The 15,344-nt window shown below is 70.3% G+C and carries 18 protein-coding genes; 9 read left to right on the top strand and 9 right to left on the bottom strand.

Features of this window, described 5'->3' with window-relative positions; all coding sequences use genetic code 11:
* Positions 1–194 precede the first annotated feature (194 nt).
* Both OG758_RS26310 and OG758_RS26305 read left to right on the top strand, forming a co-directional pair.
* On the top strand, positions 195–968 hold the full coding sequence (locus tag OG758_RS26310) for a GntR family transcriptional regulator (RefSeq protein WP_326712220.1): 774 nt from the start codon (positions 195–197) through the stop codon (positions 966–968).
* The gene (locus OG758_RS26305) at positions 965–1,534 is read left to right on the top strand and encodes a GNAT family N-acetyltransferase (protein WP_326712219.1); all 570 of its coding nucleotides are present in this window, start codon (positions 965–967) and stop codon (positions 1,532–1,534) included. Before OG758_RS26310 ends, OG758_RS26305 begins: the two co-directional genes overlap by 4 nt.
* Positions 1,535–1,578: 44 nt before the next feature.
* Here the strand turns inward: OG758_RS26305 and OG758_RS26300 are convergent, their stop codons facing one another.
* Entirely contained in the window at positions 1,579–2,577 is a 999-nt protein-coding gene (locus OG758_RS26300) for a DUF4365 domain-containing protein (protein WP_326712218.1), read from the bottom strand.
* Positions 2,578–2,959: 382 nt separating this feature from the next.
* Between OG758_RS26300 and OG758_RS26295 the strand changes: the two genes are divergently transcribed.
* Positions 2,960–3,346 carry a VOC family protein gene (locus tag OG758_RS26295; RefSeq protein ID WP_326712217.1) on the top strand — a complete coding sequence of 129 codons (387 nt, stop codon included), beginning with the start codon at positions 2,960–2,962 and terminating at the stop codon, positions 3,344–3,346.
* Between the two features lie 26 nt (positions 3,347–3,372).
* On the opposite strand, the gene OG758_RS26290 is transcribed toward OG758_RS26295, so the two are convergent.
* Positions 3,373–3,846 (bottom strand): DUF5994 family protein, encoded by a 474-nt coding sequence (locus OG758_RS26290; protein ID WP_326712216.1) that lies wholly within the window; start codon positions 3,844–3,846, stop codon positions 3,373–3,375.
* A gap of 196 nt (positions 3,847–4,042) precedes the next feature.
* Between OG758_RS26290 and OG758_RS26285 the strand changes: the two genes are divergently transcribed.
* Positions 4,043–4,243, top strand: a complete 201-nt coding sequence (locus tag OG758_RS26285) for a hypothetical protein (protein ID WP_326712215.1) — start codon at positions 4,043–4,045, stop codon at positions 4,241–4,243.
* Positions 4,244–4,254: 11 nt separating this feature from the next.
* On the opposite strand, the gene OG758_RS26280 is transcribed toward OG758_RS26285, so the two are convergent.
* The 5 genes from OG758_RS26280 to OG758_RS26260 form a co-directional block, all read right to left on the bottom strand.
* On the bottom strand, positions 4,255–5,208 hold the full coding sequence (locus tag OG758_RS26280; RefSeq protein WP_326712214.1) for an MASE1 domain-containing protein: 954 nt from the start codon (positions 5,206–5,208) through the stop codon (positions 4,255–4,257).
* A 62-nt stretch (positions 5,209–5,270) separates the two neighbouring features.
* A complete protein-coding gene (locus OG758_RS26275; RefSeq protein ID WP_326712213.1) occupies positions 5,271–6,107 on the bottom strand; it encodes a PP2C family protein-serine/threonine phosphatase in 837 nt (278 codons plus the stop codon).
* Positions 6,108–6,140: 33 nt separating this feature from the next.
* Positions 6,141–6,950: an isocitrate lyase/PEP mutase family protein gene (locus tag OG758_RS26270; protein ID WP_326712212.1), complete on the bottom strand. Its 810-nt coding sequence runs from the start codon at positions 6,948–6,950 to the stop codon at positions 6,141–6,143.
* A 65-nt stretch (positions 6,951–7,015) separates the two neighbouring features.
* The gene (locus OG758_RS26265) at positions 7,016–7,342 is read right to left on the bottom strand and encodes a cupin (protein WP_116512189.1); all 327 of its coding nucleotides are present in this window, start codon (positions 7,340–7,342) and stop codon (positions 7,016–7,018) included.
* 51 nt (positions 7,343–7,393) lie between these two features.
* Entirely contained in the window at positions 7,394–8,290 is an 897-nt protein-coding gene (locus tag OG758_RS26260; protein WP_326712211.1) for a LysR family transcriptional regulator, read from the bottom strand.
* Between the two features lie 102 nt (positions 8,291–8,392).
* Here OG758_RS26260 and OG758_RS26255 point away from each other — a divergent pair, with 102 nt between their 5' ends.
* A complete protein-coding gene (locus tag OG758_RS26255; RefSeq protein WP_326712210.1) occupies positions 8,393–9,154 on the top strand; it encodes a sulfite exporter TauE/SafE family protein in 762 nt (253 codons plus the stop codon).
* Between the two features lie 12 nt (positions 9,155–9,166).
* Here OG758_RS26255 and OG758_RS26250 read toward each other — a convergent pair whose 3' ends face one another.
* On the bottom strand, positions 9,167–11,785 hold the full coding sequence (locus OG758_RS26250; RefSeq protein ID WP_326712209.1) for a GNAT family N-acetyltransferase: 2,619 nt from the start codon (positions 11,783–11,785) through the stop codon (positions 9,167–9,169).
* Positions 11,786–11,884: 99 nt separating this feature from the next.
* Between OG758_RS26250 and OG758_RS26245 the strand changes: the two genes are divergently transcribed.
* The 3 genes from OG758_RS26245 to OG758_RS26235 all read left to right on the top strand — a co-directional run bounded on the left by OG758_RS26245 (position 11,885) and on the right by OG758_RS26235 (position 13,172).
* A complete protein-coding gene (locus OG758_RS26245; RefSeq protein WP_326712208.1) occupies positions 11,885–12,490 on the top strand; it encodes an HhH-GPD-type base excision DNA repair protein in 606 nt (201 codons plus the stop codon).
* A gap of 101 nt (positions 12,491–12,591) precedes the next feature.
* Entirely contained in the window at positions 12,592–12,948 is a 357-nt protein-coding gene (locus OG758_RS26240) for a hypothetical protein (RefSeq protein ID WP_326712207.1), read from the top strand.
* 71 nt (positions 12,949–13,019) lie between these two features.
* Complete coding sequence (locus OG758_RS26235; RefSeq protein WP_326712206.1) at positions 13,020–13,172, top strand: hypothetical protein; 153 nt, start codon at positions 13,020–13,022, stop codon at positions 13,170–13,172.
* A gap of 65 nt (positions 13,173–13,237) precedes the next feature.
* Here OG758_RS26235 and OG758_RS26230 read toward each other — a convergent pair whose 3' ends face one another.
* Positions 13,238–14,914, bottom strand: a complete 1,677-nt coding sequence (locus OG758_RS26230) for a helicase HerA-like domain-containing protein (protein WP_326712205.1) — start codon at positions 14,912–14,914, stop codon at positions 13,238–13,240.
* Positions 14,915–15,035: 121 nt separating this feature from the next.
* On the opposite strand from OG758_RS26230, the gene OG758_RS26225 reads away from it, so the two are divergent.
* A complete protein-coding gene (locus OG758_RS26225; protein WP_003955420.1) occupies positions 15,036–15,332 on the top strand; it encodes a type II toxin-antitoxin system VapB family antitoxin in 297 nt (98 codons plus the stop codon).
* Positions 15,333–15,344: the final 12 nt, after the last annotated feature.

The raw sequence follows: 15,344 nt of genomic DNA, 5'->3' as shown, positions 1-15,344 counted from the left end.
GGTCAGGGCCCCCGTCTTCACGGGACTCATCGGGCGCTTCCAGTGCAGGCGGAGGCAACTCAAGGGAATTGCACCGCTTGCTCAACTTGTTGGTACAAGCTGATGTAGTGATGCTGCACCCACGGACAGTGAGACGTCAAGCGATTGGGGCCCACATGTACCAACAAGTTGAGCGAGTGCGTCATGATGAGGGCATGAGCAAGCAGCCGAAGTACCGGCAGGTGGCCGATGCCCTGCGCCGCGAGATCGACAACGGCACGTACGCGCCGGATGCGCGGCTGCCGTCAGAGAGCGACTTGATGAAGCGTTTTGACGCTTCGCGGAACACGGTCCGGAACGGGCTAAGCCTCCTGGTCAGCCAGGGGCTCGTGTCGTCGAGCCAAGGGCTTGGGTACGAGGTGCGGTCGCACGAAGTGTTCAAGCTCAATGCGTCTCGTTTCGAGAATCTGACCTTCCCGCAGAACGGCGACGCGTACAGCACGGACGTCACCAACGCCGGCCGTCGACCTCACCAAACGTTTCGAGTCGAGATGACTCCGGCGTCCCTCGACGTCGCGGAGCGACTCAAGGTCGATGCCGGTTCGACCACTGTCCTGCGCTTCTGTCACCGCTACGTGGATGACGTGCCGTGGTCCACGCAGGCCACTTGGTACCCGGGGTGGCTTGTCGAGCGGTCGCCGCGCCTTACTGAGCCAGGCGACATCGCAGAGGGGACCACCAGGTATCTCGCCTCCTACGGAATCGAGCAGGTGGGGTACTTCGACGAGATCGCCACACGTATGCCGACTCCCGAAGAGGCGAGGCTCCTAGAGATCGGCGCGGGCGTCCCGGTGCTCCTTTGGACGCGTACCGGCTACTCGGAGGACCGCCCGATTCGCTGCACGGTCACGACCTTCCGAGGTGACCTCAACCAAATGAACTACGAGATCGGCAACCTGGCCGGACGAGAAGAGAACGAGCCTCAGTGAAGATCTGCCCTGCGGAACCGCATGACTTGGCCAAGCTGCTCGCCTTCCGCGAGGAGGCGGCGGCTTGGCTGTCGCGCCTCGGCACGGACCAGTGGCAGCGGCCGTATCCGGCAGACAAGCTGCTAGCCACGATCGAGGCCGGGCATGTCTTCATGCTGCGCGACGGGCACGCGACGGCGGCCACAATCACGCTGACCCCATATGCCGAGGAAGGCCTCTGGACGGATGAGGAGCTGCGGGAGCCCTGCATGTTCGTCAACAAGCTCACCGTGGAGCGGGAGTACGCCGGGCGAAACCTCGGCGGCCGTCTTCTGGACTGGGCTGGAGATCGAGCACACCGCGCCGGGGCGCGATGGGTGCGATTGGACGCCTGGACGACGAACGAGGCTTTGCAGCGTTACTACATCGCTCAGGGATTTAAGCACGTGCGCACAGTGAACGAGGGCGCCGCAGTGAACGGCGGTCCACGGGTATCCGGTTGGCTCGCACAGCGTGAAGCACGCCCGGCGGTTCACGATTTTCACGACCTCACGTCCGCACCGGCGAAGTTGCCTTTCGCTGCATAACCGGTACGCCCGAGACTAAGGCTCGCCCCACCCGCCAGCCGCGCCTACACCATTTCCACTTCGCGCCTCTTCTTGATGCGATCCATCGCGAAGCGAATAAAGGTAATAAACAACAACTTCAAGCCGAAGGAAGGGACAAGCACGCCAGCCCAAATCCAAAATGTTCCCCACCAGCCAGGATCCCCGTCAGGGTCCATTACAGGGAGCCAGAAAAAGTTGGCAGCAATCATCCACAGCCACTTTCCGGTTTCCATAGGGACCCTACCCGCCCTGAACTCGAAGAAAATAACCAGGGCCATGATGAACATGAACAGGTAGAGGTTGGAAACCCACAACCACGGATACATGTCAGACGAACCCTCGACGAAGCGAATTTGATACGGCCACGCCCACAACATGAGTACGACCAGGATCATCATCGGCAGGGATCTGACGAGATCCTTACTGATGGACGTTATGCGCTCCTCGTATTTAAGCGCAATGTCCGCAAGCCCCTCAAACAAGGGGTTGGGAGCAGTCGAGGGGTCCAGTCCTTGCCTGGCCCGAACCGCTTCGCTCAGTGCTTCTTCTTCGGTCGCCGCACGGATGCGCATTCTTGCGTCGCCGGCATAGGTGGCTACTTCCGTATAAAAGTGCTCGACGGTTTCAGAATTTAGCAGAGAAGTGTTCGCTATCTGGACCCACCCGGGGCTTTCCTCCGTGGACTTCAACCGCTCCGTGAGATTAACCCAGAATAACTCTCGCTTCTTCATGTCGTACACGACACCAAGAATGGGAATGCGGCTCTGCCGCCAATCGTCGAAGTGATCCTCAACGGGAATCGCGTACCCGTTCACCCGCTTGTACTTCTTGCCGCTCTTCACCTGAATGGCGATCCAGTACGGCGTTCTCTTACCGTTGCGCGTGAAGTTTACGATCATGTCCTCGCCATGATCGTTTCCTCCGTCGATCTCCTGAACGATGTGCTCGTGATCCTCAAGGAGCGCACGCAGGGCGTTGACGCCCGCCCTCTCGATCTTGCGACTCGCACGAACAGTTGACACTGCCGCCCCCCCCTGAAGTCAGTCACCTCAGGGTAGTAGCAGGCACTGACAGCTGGGGATAGTTGTGGTGTCCAGCCGCGTGCTGACCTGGCGCATTGGGAGCGCTCGTTGTCCTGGTCTTTGTCCAGTGCGCCGACGGCCGCCATCGTTCGCTGGCGTACGCGCACCGCCTCTGACCTGATGTTTGAACCCTCGTGAACGCCTCCGGACGATCACGCGCACAGTTGGAAAGCGTGTTGGGGGCAACCCCTCACGAGTTCGAATCTCGTATCCTCCGCCATTGCTCTCACCGGGCAATACGTCGAAGGGCCCCACCGCTTGCGGTGGGGCCCTTCGACGTTCTGTGATTGCGTAGCCGGACACCCGACAGGGAGGTCCTGACATGACCAGCAAGTTCACCGAGCTCGCGATCGACTGTGCCGATCCCGACGCCCTCGCCCGGTTCTGGTGCTCGGTGCTCGGCTACGAGGTGCAGGACGTGGAGGACGGACTTGTCACCATCGGCCCGCCCGCGGTGCCTGAAGGCAAGGACCGCCCCGGCCCGGTGCCACCGGCGTTGACCTTCGCGCGCGTGCCCGAGGGCAAGACCGTCAAGAACAGGCTCCACATCGACGTCAATCCGACGGACAGGGAGTGGGACGAAGAGGTCCGTCGCCTGCTCGACCTGGGTGCCCGGCACATCGACGTCGGGCAGGGCGATGTGAGCTGGGTCCCACTCGCCGACCCGGAGGGGAACGAGTTCTGCGTCCTTGCGACCCGTCACCCCTGACCGGGGTGCGCACGGCGGTTCCTGGCTCAGGGTTCGTCGGGGTTGGCGACGAGGAGTTGTGCGGCCTCGGTGATGTTCTCGTCGCGAACCGCGCGGGCCATCGCGGCGCGGGCCGCTGCGGGCTCCGACTCCGGAGGCACGACCAGCAGGACGAAGTAGTCCCCGTCGCCGCGGGTGACGAGGGCGGTGCCGTCGCCGACCTCGTGGGCGTCGAGATGCACGACTCGGTCGTCGATGATCAGACGGGTCGGGAGTGCCTCCCAGGCGGCGGAGTCGAGTCCGACCCGTGTGATGGGGCCGAGATGTGAGGTCAACTCCGTGATCAGGGCGGGCAGCTCGGCCGTGATGCTGTGGGACCGGGGCCACCATGCTCCGTCGAGGAGCCCTTCGCGGGACTGGGTGGTCTCGAGCCTCAGCGGGGCCGTTCCGGGGGGCGCCCCTTGTTGGGCCGCGTCCGGCAGAAGCAGTGGGGGCTGGTGGGGGGTGTCGGATTCAGCCATGGTCGTTCGCCCGCCTCGGTCGTACGGACGGCGCCCACCGTGTAGCCGTACCGATGACGGGGCAGGCGTCGACCGGCGCGATGCCGTCGTAGCTTCACGGTAACCCCGGGGGGCCGCGCCCAGCGCGTCGCAACGGGCCGCGACCGGCGGCGGCCGGAGTTACGGTTAAAGCAGTGGAAAGCGGGAGGTGACGGCCATGGAGGCGATCATCCTCATCGGCGCCATCGTTCTCGTGACCCTCATGGGCATGCGCCTGATCCACCGGATCAACGCCCGGCACGACGCACGCATCGCCTCGCACACCTTCAGCGATGCCATGCCGGGGGTCGGCAGACGGAGCCGCAAGCACCACCGGCGGGTCCCCGAAGACCCCTCCGGCCCGGCCGACCCCGACTGACCCCGGCTACGTCATTCCTCCTGCCGTGGCGCCGCCAGGTGTTCCACCACTTCCGTCAGGTCGCTGACCGCCTGCTCGATCTTCCGGCGGACGCTCTTCTGTTCGGTGACGATCGCCGCGAGCAGGAGCCCGGTGAGCGCGGCCGAGCCGTTGAGTGCCTGGAGGTTGACCATGACCTCGAAGAGGGTGTGATTGGCGAACGGGCCGACGTGGTCGGTGGCCGCCGAGATCCCCAGTACGGACACGAACAGCACGCACGGCGCCGCCCCCGCGAGCTGGAAGCGCAGCGCCGCCCACGTGAGCAGCGGGAAGACGAGGAAGAGCAGGGCGAGCGCGCTTCTCGTGGCCAGGGGCGTGATGACGGCGGCGGTGACCACCAGGGCCGTGACCTCCGGCCACCGGTGGGTGTTCCAGGGGAGTCGGGCCCTGCTCAGCGCGATCAGCAGCGGGGTGCCGACGAGTACGCCCATCGCGTCGCCGGTCCACCACGCCGCCCACACCGGCCAGAACGCGCTCCACGCCAGCTTGCCGCTGAGCGCCAGCACTCCCGTACCGACGGTGGCGCTGAGCAGTATCGGCAGCAGTCCGCCCAGGAAGACCAGGGCGACCCCGTCCCGCAGCCGGTCCATCGCGATACCGAAGCGGACCTTGCGCAGCAGCAGGTAGGCACACACCGGAGCGAGCGTGTTCGCGGCGACGATCCCGAGGTCGGACAGGCTGAAGGGGCCGATCGACTCGATGAGCAGGAAGGCGCCGAGCGCGATGCCCGGCCAGATCCGCAGGCCCATCCAGAGCAGGCAGGTGACGGCGACGCCGGTCGGGAGCCAGAGCGGGGTGACGACCGCGCCTTCGAGGACGATCCGCTGCCACAGGCCGAGCCGGCCGGTCGCGTAGTAGGCGGCGGCGACGGCGAGGACCTTCAGCAGGGCCTCGGAGAGGCGTCGGAGTTCCTCGGTGCGCACCACTGGATCACATAATCACTCCCGTCCCGTGGCGGAGCGTGACACGCGCCGCCGGGGGCCCACTGTCACCCGGGCAGGACCGCCGGTGGCGCGTCGTGGCGCAGGACGAGTACCGCGGAGTCGTCCTGGTGGCCGGTGCAGTCGGCGACCTTCATCACCGCGGCGGCCAGTGCCGCGGGTTCGGCGCCCGCCCCGGCCGCGACGACCCGGGCCACCCGCTCCAGGCCCGCCTCGATCGGGAACGAGGGACCTTCGACCACGCCGTCGGTGACCAGGACGTACGCGCCCGGCGTCGAGAGGCGGTGCCGGGTGACCGGGTAACTGGACCCGGGCAGCATGCCCAGCGGCAGCCCGCCTTCGTCCACCGAGATGCCGTACCGGCCGTCGACCGTGGCCCAGATGGCGGGGACGTGACCCGCGCGGGCGGACTCCAGTACCCAGGTCGTCGGGTCGAAGCGGAGAAAGCTGCAGGTCGCGAAGAGATCGCGGTGCATCGACAGCAGCAGGTCGTTGGCCTGGGCGAGCGCCTCGCCGGGGTCCGGGGCGAAGGCGGCCACCGCACGCAGGGCGATGCGGATCTGCCCCATGAAGGCGGCGGCCTCGACGTCGTGGCCCTGTACGTCCCCGATGGAGAACCCGAGGGCGCCGTCGGGGGTGGCGAAGGCGTCGTACCAGTCCCCGCCGATGTCCAGTCCGTGGCGGGCCGGCGAGTATCTGGCGGCGGTCCGCAGTCCCGGCAGGGCCGGCAGGGAGACGGGGAGCATCTCGCGCTGGAGCGCTTCCGCCAGTTCGACCCGCGCGTGCTGGAGTTCCGCCCCGGCGCGTGCCTGTGCGGCAAGGCGGCCGAGCCTGGTCAGCAGGTCGTCGGCGCTCTCGGGCTGGCTGGGACGACGCTGCGTCATGGACCGCTCCGGATACGGAAAACCCCGGGTTCATCATATTTCCGTGGCGTCCCCACCGCCGCTCAGCTCCTGGACCTCGCCGTACGTCGGCGCCGCGGGGGCTGCGACGTACCGGCCCGCCCGAATGTCGAGCGCCGCCGTGACCGCGGCGCCGAGTGCCGCGCGGAACAGGAGCGAGCCGAGGCTGACCCGGCGGACTCCCAGGGCGGCGAGCTCGGACACGGTGGGGCCTGTGGGGGAGTAGAGGATGTTGAGGGGGACGCCGGACGGGCGCAGGTACGCCACGAGTTCCTGGATCGCGGCCGGGTCGGTCAGGCCCGGTACGAAGACGCCGTCGGCGCCCGCCTGCCGATAGGCGTCGAGCCGGTGCCGGGTCTCCGGCTCCCGCGCGGTCCGCGGGTCCGGGAGCCAGTACGTGTCCGTGCGGGCGTTGACGAACAGGTCCGGTACGGCGGCCTTGACCGCGGCGATCTTCGCCGCGTGGACGGGTGCCGGGGTGAGGGTGCCGTCGGCCCTGCCGTCCTCCAGGTTGATCCCCACCGCGCCCGCCTGCGCCAGCTCACGGGCGAGGCCGGCGACCTCGGCCGGGTCGTCGCTGAAGCCGCCCTCCGCGTCCACGGACAGCAGGAACGCTCCCCCGCCCAGGCGGCGGGCCAGGCGCAGGGTCTCCTCGCGGGTGGCGGCGTGACCGTCGGGGAGCCCGGCCGCGGCGGCCACGCCGAGGCTCGTCGTACCGATCGCGGCGAACCCCTGACCGGCGAGCGCGGCGGCGGAGGCGTGGTCCCAGGCGTTGGGGAGGATGAGGGGGCCGTCGGGGTCGTGGTGCAGGGCTTTGAAGACCATGCGGCCCACGCTAGGCGCGGAACGGTTCGGCGCCCGCCGAAATGTCCGGGAGGGGCGGGCGCCCCTCAGTCGTTGACCGCCGTCAGCAGTACCGCCGCGTCCGTGACCGCGCGCAGGCCGTGCCGTTCCTGCGGGAGCGCGTGGAGCCGGCCCTCCGTGAGCGTCACGTCGCCCGAGACCGCCGTCAGCACGACCTCGCCCCGCAGGATCTGGAGCGTCGCGGCGGGCGGCGCGTTGTGCTCCTCCAGGACCTCGCCCGCCGTCAGGGCGATCACGCTCTGGCGGAGGGTCTCCTCGCGGAGCAGGAGATGCGCGCTGCGGCCGTGGGGGGAGGTCCGGGCTGCGGCGACGTGCTTGTCGGCGAGAGCGTTCAGGTCGTACGTCGTGGTCATGCTTCCAGCGTCCCCCGGGGACCGGCCCCCCGCCACAGGCGCGTGCAGCCCCTACCTCCCGCAGTGCTCCGCCACCAGGTCGGCGAAGGCCCTCGCCAGCGGGGTGAGCGTGGACCAGCGCCGGACCGCCCAGCCGACGGCGAGGGGCGGCAGGTCCGGTACGGGGACGAGGACCGGGCCGCCGGCGCGGTCCGGGTCGCGCCAGCCGGGCAGTTCGGGGACGAGGGCGTGGCCGAGGCCCAGTTCGGCGAGGTGCACGGCGGTGGCCCAGTCGGCGACGCCCGCGTCGGACCCGGCCGTCCCGGCGATCCCGAGCCCGGTGAGGTGCCGGTCGAGATGGGAGCGCGACGTGGACTGTTCGGGCGGCCTGATGAGGTGGGCGGCGGCCAGGTCGTCGGGGCCGATCCGGGTCCGGCCGGCCAGCGGATCGTCGGGGCGCACGGCGAGGACCCAGGGGAGCTCGACGACGGGGCGCTGCTCGACGCCGCGTTCCGGCGCGCCGATGGTGACCCACGCGAGGTCGAGGTCGTGCGCGGCGAGCGCCTCGTAGGCGCTGTGGCTGGAGCTGACCGTCTGGAACTCCAGGCTCGCCCGGGGGTGGTGGCGCCGGAAGCCGACGATGGCCTCGGACATGAAGTGGCGCACGGTCGTCGCGCCCGTGGTGACGCGCACCGCGCCGCTCTCGCCGCGGGCCAGGTCGCGCAGGCGGCGCAGCGCGACGTCGATGCCTCCGATGCCCTCGGCGGCCGCGGTCTGCAGGATGCGCCCCGCGGGGGTCGGCAGGACACCGCGGGCGTGCCGTTCGAGGAGGCTGACGCCCACCTCCCGTTCGAGGCGGCGGATGTGCTGGCTCACCGCCGACTGCGTGCAGGAGAGGTCGCGGGCGACGGCGCTGAGGCTGCCCGCCGCGCACACGGCGACGTAGACACGGAGATCGTCGAGGGTCACGGCGCCAACGTAGCCATGCAGCCCCTTCCAAGCCAGGGCTTGGTGCTTACCAAGTAGTTCCTAGGATTGACTTGGATCTTGGGCTCCGAAACGATCTCGGACGTGGATGCACTTGAAGCAGTGGCCGTCGGAGCGGCCGGTGTCGCCGCCGGCGCGATCAACGCGGTGGTCGGCTCCGGAACGCTCATCACCTTCCCTACGCTCCTCGCGTTCGGCTATCCGCCGGTGCTCGCCAACGTGTCGAACAACATCGGCCTCGTACCGGGCGTGCTCAGCGCCGCGTACGGCTACCGGCGCGAGCTGAAGGGGCAGAAGAAGCGGCTGCTCCGGTTCGGTACGGCCTCGCTGATCGGCGGGATCACGGGCGCGCTCCTGCTGCTGAAGCTGCCGGCCGACGCGTTCACCTCGGTGGTGCCCGTCCTCATCCTGACCGCCTGTGTCCTCGTCGTGCTCCAGCCCCGGCTCAGCCGCTGGTCGAAGGACCGCCAGGCCACGGCGACGCGCACCGACGGCGGCGTGCCCATGTGGCTCGGGGTGCTGGGGACGGGCGTCTACGGCGGCTACTTCGGCGCCGCGCAGGGCGTGCTGCTCATGGGCATGTTCGGCAGCTTCCTCCAGGACGACCTCCAGCGCCTCAACGGGGCGAAGAACGTCCTGGCCTCGATCGTGAACGGGGTCGCGGCGGTCATCTTCATCGCCGTCGCCGACGTCGACTGGGTGGCGGCCGCGGTGATCGCCGTCGGCTCCACGCTGGGCGGCCTGACCGGCGCGAAGTTCGGCCGCAGACTGCCCCCGGCGGTCCTTCGCGCGGTGATCGTCGTGGTCGGCGTCACCGCCTCGGTGATCCTGCTCGTACGGGGCTGAGCCTGCGGGCCGTCAGCGCTTGAGGAAAGCGATCCGGGCCCGCTTCTCCGGGAGGAACACCTCCGGCAGGTCGATCTCCGGGAGCACGATCTCGGGGCCGAGTTCGAAGCCCGCGCGCTCCAGGAGCGTGACGGCCTTGGTGTTGCGCGCGTCGGGCTCGACCACGATCCGCCGCTTGCCGTGCCCTTCGAGCGCGTACGTGACGAGGACGGTCATGAGCGCTCCGGTGAAGCCGCGGACGGCTCCGCCGGTGGCCGGGGCGATCAGGAAGTGCACGCCGATGTCGCCGTCCTCGACCTCGTAGCACTCGCTGACCCGGTCGGCCTCGGGCTCGTACGTCTGGAAGAGCGCGACGGGTTCGCCGTCGAGGCGGACGAGGTGGGCGTGGTGTGTGGTGAGCGAGTCGAGGTGTTCGTACGTCTCGCGCACCTGCTCGCGGCTCGCGCCCTCCATGCCCCAGAACCGAGCGCGCTCCTCGCGCACCCAGCCGTGGATCACGTCGAGGTCGGCTGCGGGGTCGACCGGGCCGACGCGGACGGTGCCGAACCCTTCGACGGTCTGCTCGTACACGGCGTTCTCGCGCATGGGGGTCTCCTTGGTGAGGCGGTTCCAGTCGGTGATCACGGGGACCAGGCCGCCCCCCAGCCACAGGGGGAGCTGGTCGCGGCGGTGCGGGGAGCCGGGGATTCCGGAGGCGCCGAGCGGAACGACCCACAGGCTGTTCGCACGGTCGGCGACGTCCCACACGTAGCGGGCGGCAGGACCGCGGGCGCTGAGGTCGGTGACGCCGGGAACGCTCGACGTGGACAGGACGCAGTCGTGGTCGCCGGGCAGGCCCGGACCGGCCTCATCGCCGTCAGGGAGTGCCCGCCAGGCGGTGAGGCGGTGCCGGTCGCCCCAGGTCTCCCCGGTCGCCGTGGCCCCGGCGGCTTCCTCGACCCCCTCGCGGACGACCGTCTCCCGGTCGACATCCGGGAATTGATCGGTCGTCAGCAGGGTCTCCAGCGCGTACGCGATGCGCGGCGCGAGGGCCAGCCACGGCCGGAAGACCTCCGGGTACGCCTCCCCCATCCCCGTGAGCGGCGCGAACGCCGGGTGCGCGGCCAGCTTCCGTACGACCGCCGCCCGCACCCGCGCGTACGCGGCGGCGTCCACGCTGTCCGCGTCCATGTGCCGGTCCCAGGCGAGCAGCCGCTTCCTCAGTGCCGCCGCTGCGGGGCTGAGGCCGTCGAGGCGGGCCACCAGGTCGAGCAGCGGGCGGGCGGAGGCGAGGCGGGTGTCGGTGTGGACGGCGGCCATGGCGGGCGCCGTCCACACCTCCCGCGCGTCGAGCAGCTCCCGTATGCGGTCCGCCCGGTGCGGCGGCGCGAACTCGATGCCGAGGGGCGCGGCGAGGCCCCGCTGGTTCGCCATGACCGCGACGGTGCCGACCGGCTCGCGGGGCAGCTCGCGCAGGCCGCGCCAGGCGTGCCGGGGCTCGTGGGCGGGGACGACGCGCAGCAGGTTCTCGGGGTCGCGCTCGGGCACGGCGCCCGCGACGCGGTGCAGGAGACCGCCCTCGGTGTCGGCGGCCTGGACGACGTTGACGGGCTCGGCCCAGCGGTCGAAGGCCCGGTCCACGTCGGCGACGGTGCGGGCGCGGAGCAGGGCGGGCAGCGCGGCGAACCCCAGGTCCTCGCGTACGCGCGGTGGCTGGCGCAGCGCGATGCCCTGGCCCTCGTCGGGACCGCCGATGACGACCGTCCCGCGCTCGGTCTCGACGACCTCGACCTCCTGCGGCCGCGCGCCCGCCACCTCGAAGGTCTCCACGCTGCGGAACGCGGGCCGCCACCCGTCGGGCCCGAGCGCCTCCACGCCGCCGTCCGGGAGCCGCCGCAGCCTCTCCCGGTACAGGTCCTGGTAGTCGGCCATCGCGTTGGTGATCGCCCAGGCAACGGTGCCGGTGTGGCCGAAGTGGCCGATGCCGGGCACGCCGGGGACGGCGAGGCCCACGACGTCGTACTCCGGGCAGGCGAGCCGTATCTGCTGGTAGACGCCCGGGTCCTCGATGTAGCGGTGCGGGTCGCCCGCGATCAGGGGACCTCCGGTGGCGGTGCGGTCGCCGGTGACGAGCCAGCCGTTGCTGCCGGAGGTGCCGGGGCCGTCCGTGGCGAAGAGACCGACGGCTCCGGGCCCGATGCGGCGTACGACCTCGTCGCGCCAGAGCTTGCCGGGGAAGCCGGTGAACAGGATGTGAGTGGAGAGCCAGATACCGAGGGGCGTCCAGGGCCGCCACCGGCCCGGTTCGAGGCCGGCGCGGGCGAACTCCGGTGCGGCGCCGCCGAGTTCACGCAGTCCGGCGTCGACCCCGGCCACGTACGCGTCGAGCCAGCCGCGCGTCTCCTCGTCGAGCGCGCGGTAGCAGCGCCGGGCCGTGTCGTCGATACGGGCCTGCCGGGCGAACCGGTCCCAGCCGGCGGCCTCCGGGCCGAGGGAGGCGGCGGACGTGCCCTGGGAGCGGTGCCGCTCGACCTCGATCTGCCAGGCCCGGTCGGCGGCGGCGTTGTGCCCCTGGGCGTGGGCCAGTTCCCGCACGCTGTCGGCACGGAGGTGAGGTATGCCCCACTCGTCCCGGTAGACCTCGACGCTCACGCTTTCCCCGCCCCACCTTCACCCGCCTTACAGATTAGGGCAGCCTAACCTAAGTCGGAAAGGGGTGCGCCGTGGCCCACGCCGCGCGATCATCGACACATGGACGTCACTCTGCACCTCGCCCAGGAGCCGGACGCCGACGCACTCCTCGGCCGGAGCCCGCTGGCCGCGCTCGTCGGCATGCTGCTCGACCAGCAGGTCCCCATGGAGTGGGCGTTCGCGGGCCCGCACACGATCGCCCAGCGCCTCGGCGCCGACGATCTCGACGCGCACGAGATCGCCTCGTACGACCCCGAGGCCTTCGCCGAGCTGCTGTCCACGAAGCCGGCCGTGCACCGCTACCCCGGCTCCATGGCCAAGCGGATCCAGCAGCTGTGCCAGTACCTCGTCGAGCACTACGACGGGGACGCGAGCGCCGTCTGGGCAGGCGTCAAGGACGGCAGGGAACTGCTCAAGCGCCTCAACGACCTGCCCGGCTTCGGCACGCAGAAGGCCCAGATCTTCCTGGCCCTGCTCGGCAAGCAGCTCGGGGTGCGCCCCAAGGGCTGGCGCGAGGCCGCGGGCGCGTACGGCGAGGCGAAGTCCTTCCGGTCGGTCGCGGACATCACGGGACCCGACTCGCTCACGAAGGTGCGGGCGCACAAGCAGGAGATGAAGGCGGCGGCGAAGGCGGCCAAGGAGGCGGCCAAGGAGGCGGGGAGGTAGGACCCGCGACGCGTCAGCACACGTCGCGTCCCGTAGCCCATGAGGGCGGATCTGGCCTGCGTTGATCGTCTCCGGGGCGCCGCCGGGGGACATTGACGTCCATGAGCACGCACGCCTCCCCCGCGGGTGCGGGCCGCCGCACCGCGCGCCGGCCCGCGTTGACCCGGGCGCTGCTCATCCTCATCGCGCTCCTCGGCATGGCGTTCGCGTCCGCTGTCCCGTGCGCCGAGGCCGCGGCCGGGCACGCCGCGTCCTCCTCCACCCAACCCGGCGAGCTCCACCAGGACGCTCCCGACACCGCACTCCGCCTGCCGACGGCGCACGCGACGCGTCTCCCCGCTGAACGCGCCACCCCTGTGCCCCGTGCGCGCCCCTCCGCGCCATTCGCGCGCCCTCGTGCGCCCCGCGCCACCCTCAACTCCCTGAATGCCCTGCGCTGCGTCGTCCTGCGCTGCTGACAGCACGGCTCCGCCCTCCCGGCGGACCGAGCCTGCTCACCCCCCACACGCACGACAAGGACGACACCCTCATGCCCATCGACCCTTACGCGGTCCTGCGCGCCCTCCTGCTCGCCGAAGCGGCACGCGACGGACGCGCCGTACTCCCCGCGCGCGAGACCCCGGACCCCGAGCAACCGACCGACGACAAGGACCAGGACACGGACCCCCAGGACCGCGCCTGATATCTCACGGCGATGGTCCCGGCCCCGCACCCGCGGGACCGGGACCATCGCCGAGGCGTCAGGCCTTACCTCCGCCGCGTCCCGAAGAGCGACCGCGAGATCTCCCGCCCCAGCTGCGTGCCGACCGACCGGGCAAGCGACTTGAAGATCCCGCTGCCCACCACCTGTTCCACGACCGACGTGTCCTCCTTGGGCTTCCCGCGCCCCCCGGAACCCCGCGCCGCCGCCTTCTCGGCCTTCGCCGCCTGCGCCTCGGCGTCCTTGCGCGCCTGCGCCTCGGCCTCCTGGGCCGTCAGCTTCTCGTACGCGGACTCACGGTCGACGGCGTTCGCGTAGCGCGGGTAGAGGACCGACTCCTTCACGGCCCGGTCGAGCGCGGCCGCGTCGATGGGCCCCATCAGCGACTCGGGCGCCCGCAGCCGGGTCGCGGCGACCGGCGTCGGCGCACCCTTCTCGCTCAGCACGGTGACCACGGCCTCGCCCGTACCGAGCGAGGTCAGCAACTCCTCGAGGTCGTACGCGGAGTGGGGGAACGTCCTGACCGTCGACTTCAGCGCCTTCTGGTCGTCGGGCGTGAAGGCGCGCAGCGCGTGCTGGACGCGGTTGCCGAGCTGGGCGAGGACGTCGGACGGCACGTCCTTCGGTGTCTGCGTCACGAAGAACACGCCCACACCCTTGGACCGGATCAGCCGCACGGTCTGCGTGATCGCCTCCAGGAACGCCTTGGACGCGCCGCTGAAAAGCAGATGTGCCTCGTCGAAGAAGAAGACCAGCTTCGGCTTCTCCACATCGCCGACCTCGGGAAGGTCCTGGAAAAGATCCGCGAGCAGCCACATCAGGAACGTCGAGAAAAGGTGCGGCTTGTCCTGCACGGCGGGCAGTTCGAGTACGGAGACCAGGCCGCGGCCGTCCGGGGCCGTGCGCAGCAGCTCGCTGCTGTCGAACTCGGGCTCGCCGAAGAAGTCGCCCATGCCCTGCTGCTCGAACGCGGTCAGCGCGCGCAGGATCACCCCCGCCGTCGCGGTGGAGAGCCCGCCGATGGTCTTCAGCTCCTGCTTGCCCTCGTCGGAAGTGAGGAACGTGACGACCGCGCGCAGGTCCTTGAGGTCGACGAGTTCGAGGCCCTTCTGGTCCGCGTAGTGGAAGATCAGGCCGAGCGACTGCTCCTGCGTCTGGTTGAGCTGGAGGCACTTGGAGAGCAGGACCGGGCCGAAGCCGGTGATGGTGGCCCGCAGGGGGATGCCGGGGCCGATGCCGCCGAGCGCGTAGAACTCGCTCGGACAGCCGCTCGCCCGCCACTCCTGACCGACCTCGGACGCCCGCTGCGTCACCCTGTGGCCCGGCTCGCCCGGGGCCGAGATGCCGGAGACGTCGCCCTTGATGTCGGCGAGGAAGACAGGGACGCCCTGCGCGGCCAGCTGCTCGGCGATGAGCTGGAGCGTCTTGGTCTTGCCGGTGCCGGTGGCGCCCGCCACGAGGCCGTGCCGGTTGAGCATCCCCAGCGGAATCCGGATCTGCGCGTCCGGCAGGCACTGCCCGTCCCACACGAGCGCGCCGAGATCGAGCGCGGGCCCGGTGAAGGCGTACCCGGAGGCGATCTCCAGGGCGGGGGCGGGGAGGGCGGCGGCGGTCGTGACGCTTTCGGGGGCGGTGGTTCCGGGCGTCAACCCGGTGCCCGCGTCTACCCCTGAAGAAGGGTCCGCATTCGCCGGCGCAGCCGGGATCGGCTCACTGTCACTCATTTCTGGCCCCTGTCCCCGGATTGAGTGTTCCCGGTTTGCCCTTGTTTAGGACGTCATTTCCCAGCCTCGCACTCCGTCTCCATGGCTGCGCCCGGAGAGCCGGGCCCGGTAGGCTTTCCGTGTGATCTTCAAGCGCATCGGAAACGGCCGGCCGTACCCCGACCACGGCCGGGAAAGCACCCGGCAGTGGGCGGACGTCGCGCCGCGCCCGGTCCGCCTCGATCAGCTCGTGACGACCAAGGGCCAGCTCGACCTCGAGACGCTCCTCGCCGAGGACTCGACGTTCTACGGCGACCTCTTCGCGCACGTCGTGAAGTGGCAGGGCGATCTCTACCTCGAGGACGGTCTGCACCGCGCCGTGCGCGCCGCGCTCCAGCAGCGCCAGGTGCTGCACGCCCGCGTCCTGGAACTGGGCTGAGCGGCGGGCCAT

Source organism: Streptomyces sp. NBC_01474, from assembly GCF_035918215.1.
Classification (GTDB): domain Bacteria; phylum Actinomycetota; class Actinomycetes; order Streptomycetales; family Streptomycetaceae; genus Streptomyces; species Streptomyces aureus.
The sequence above is the reverse complement of the archived record's forward strand: the minus strand, read 5'-3'. Positions and strand labels throughout refer to the sequence as shown.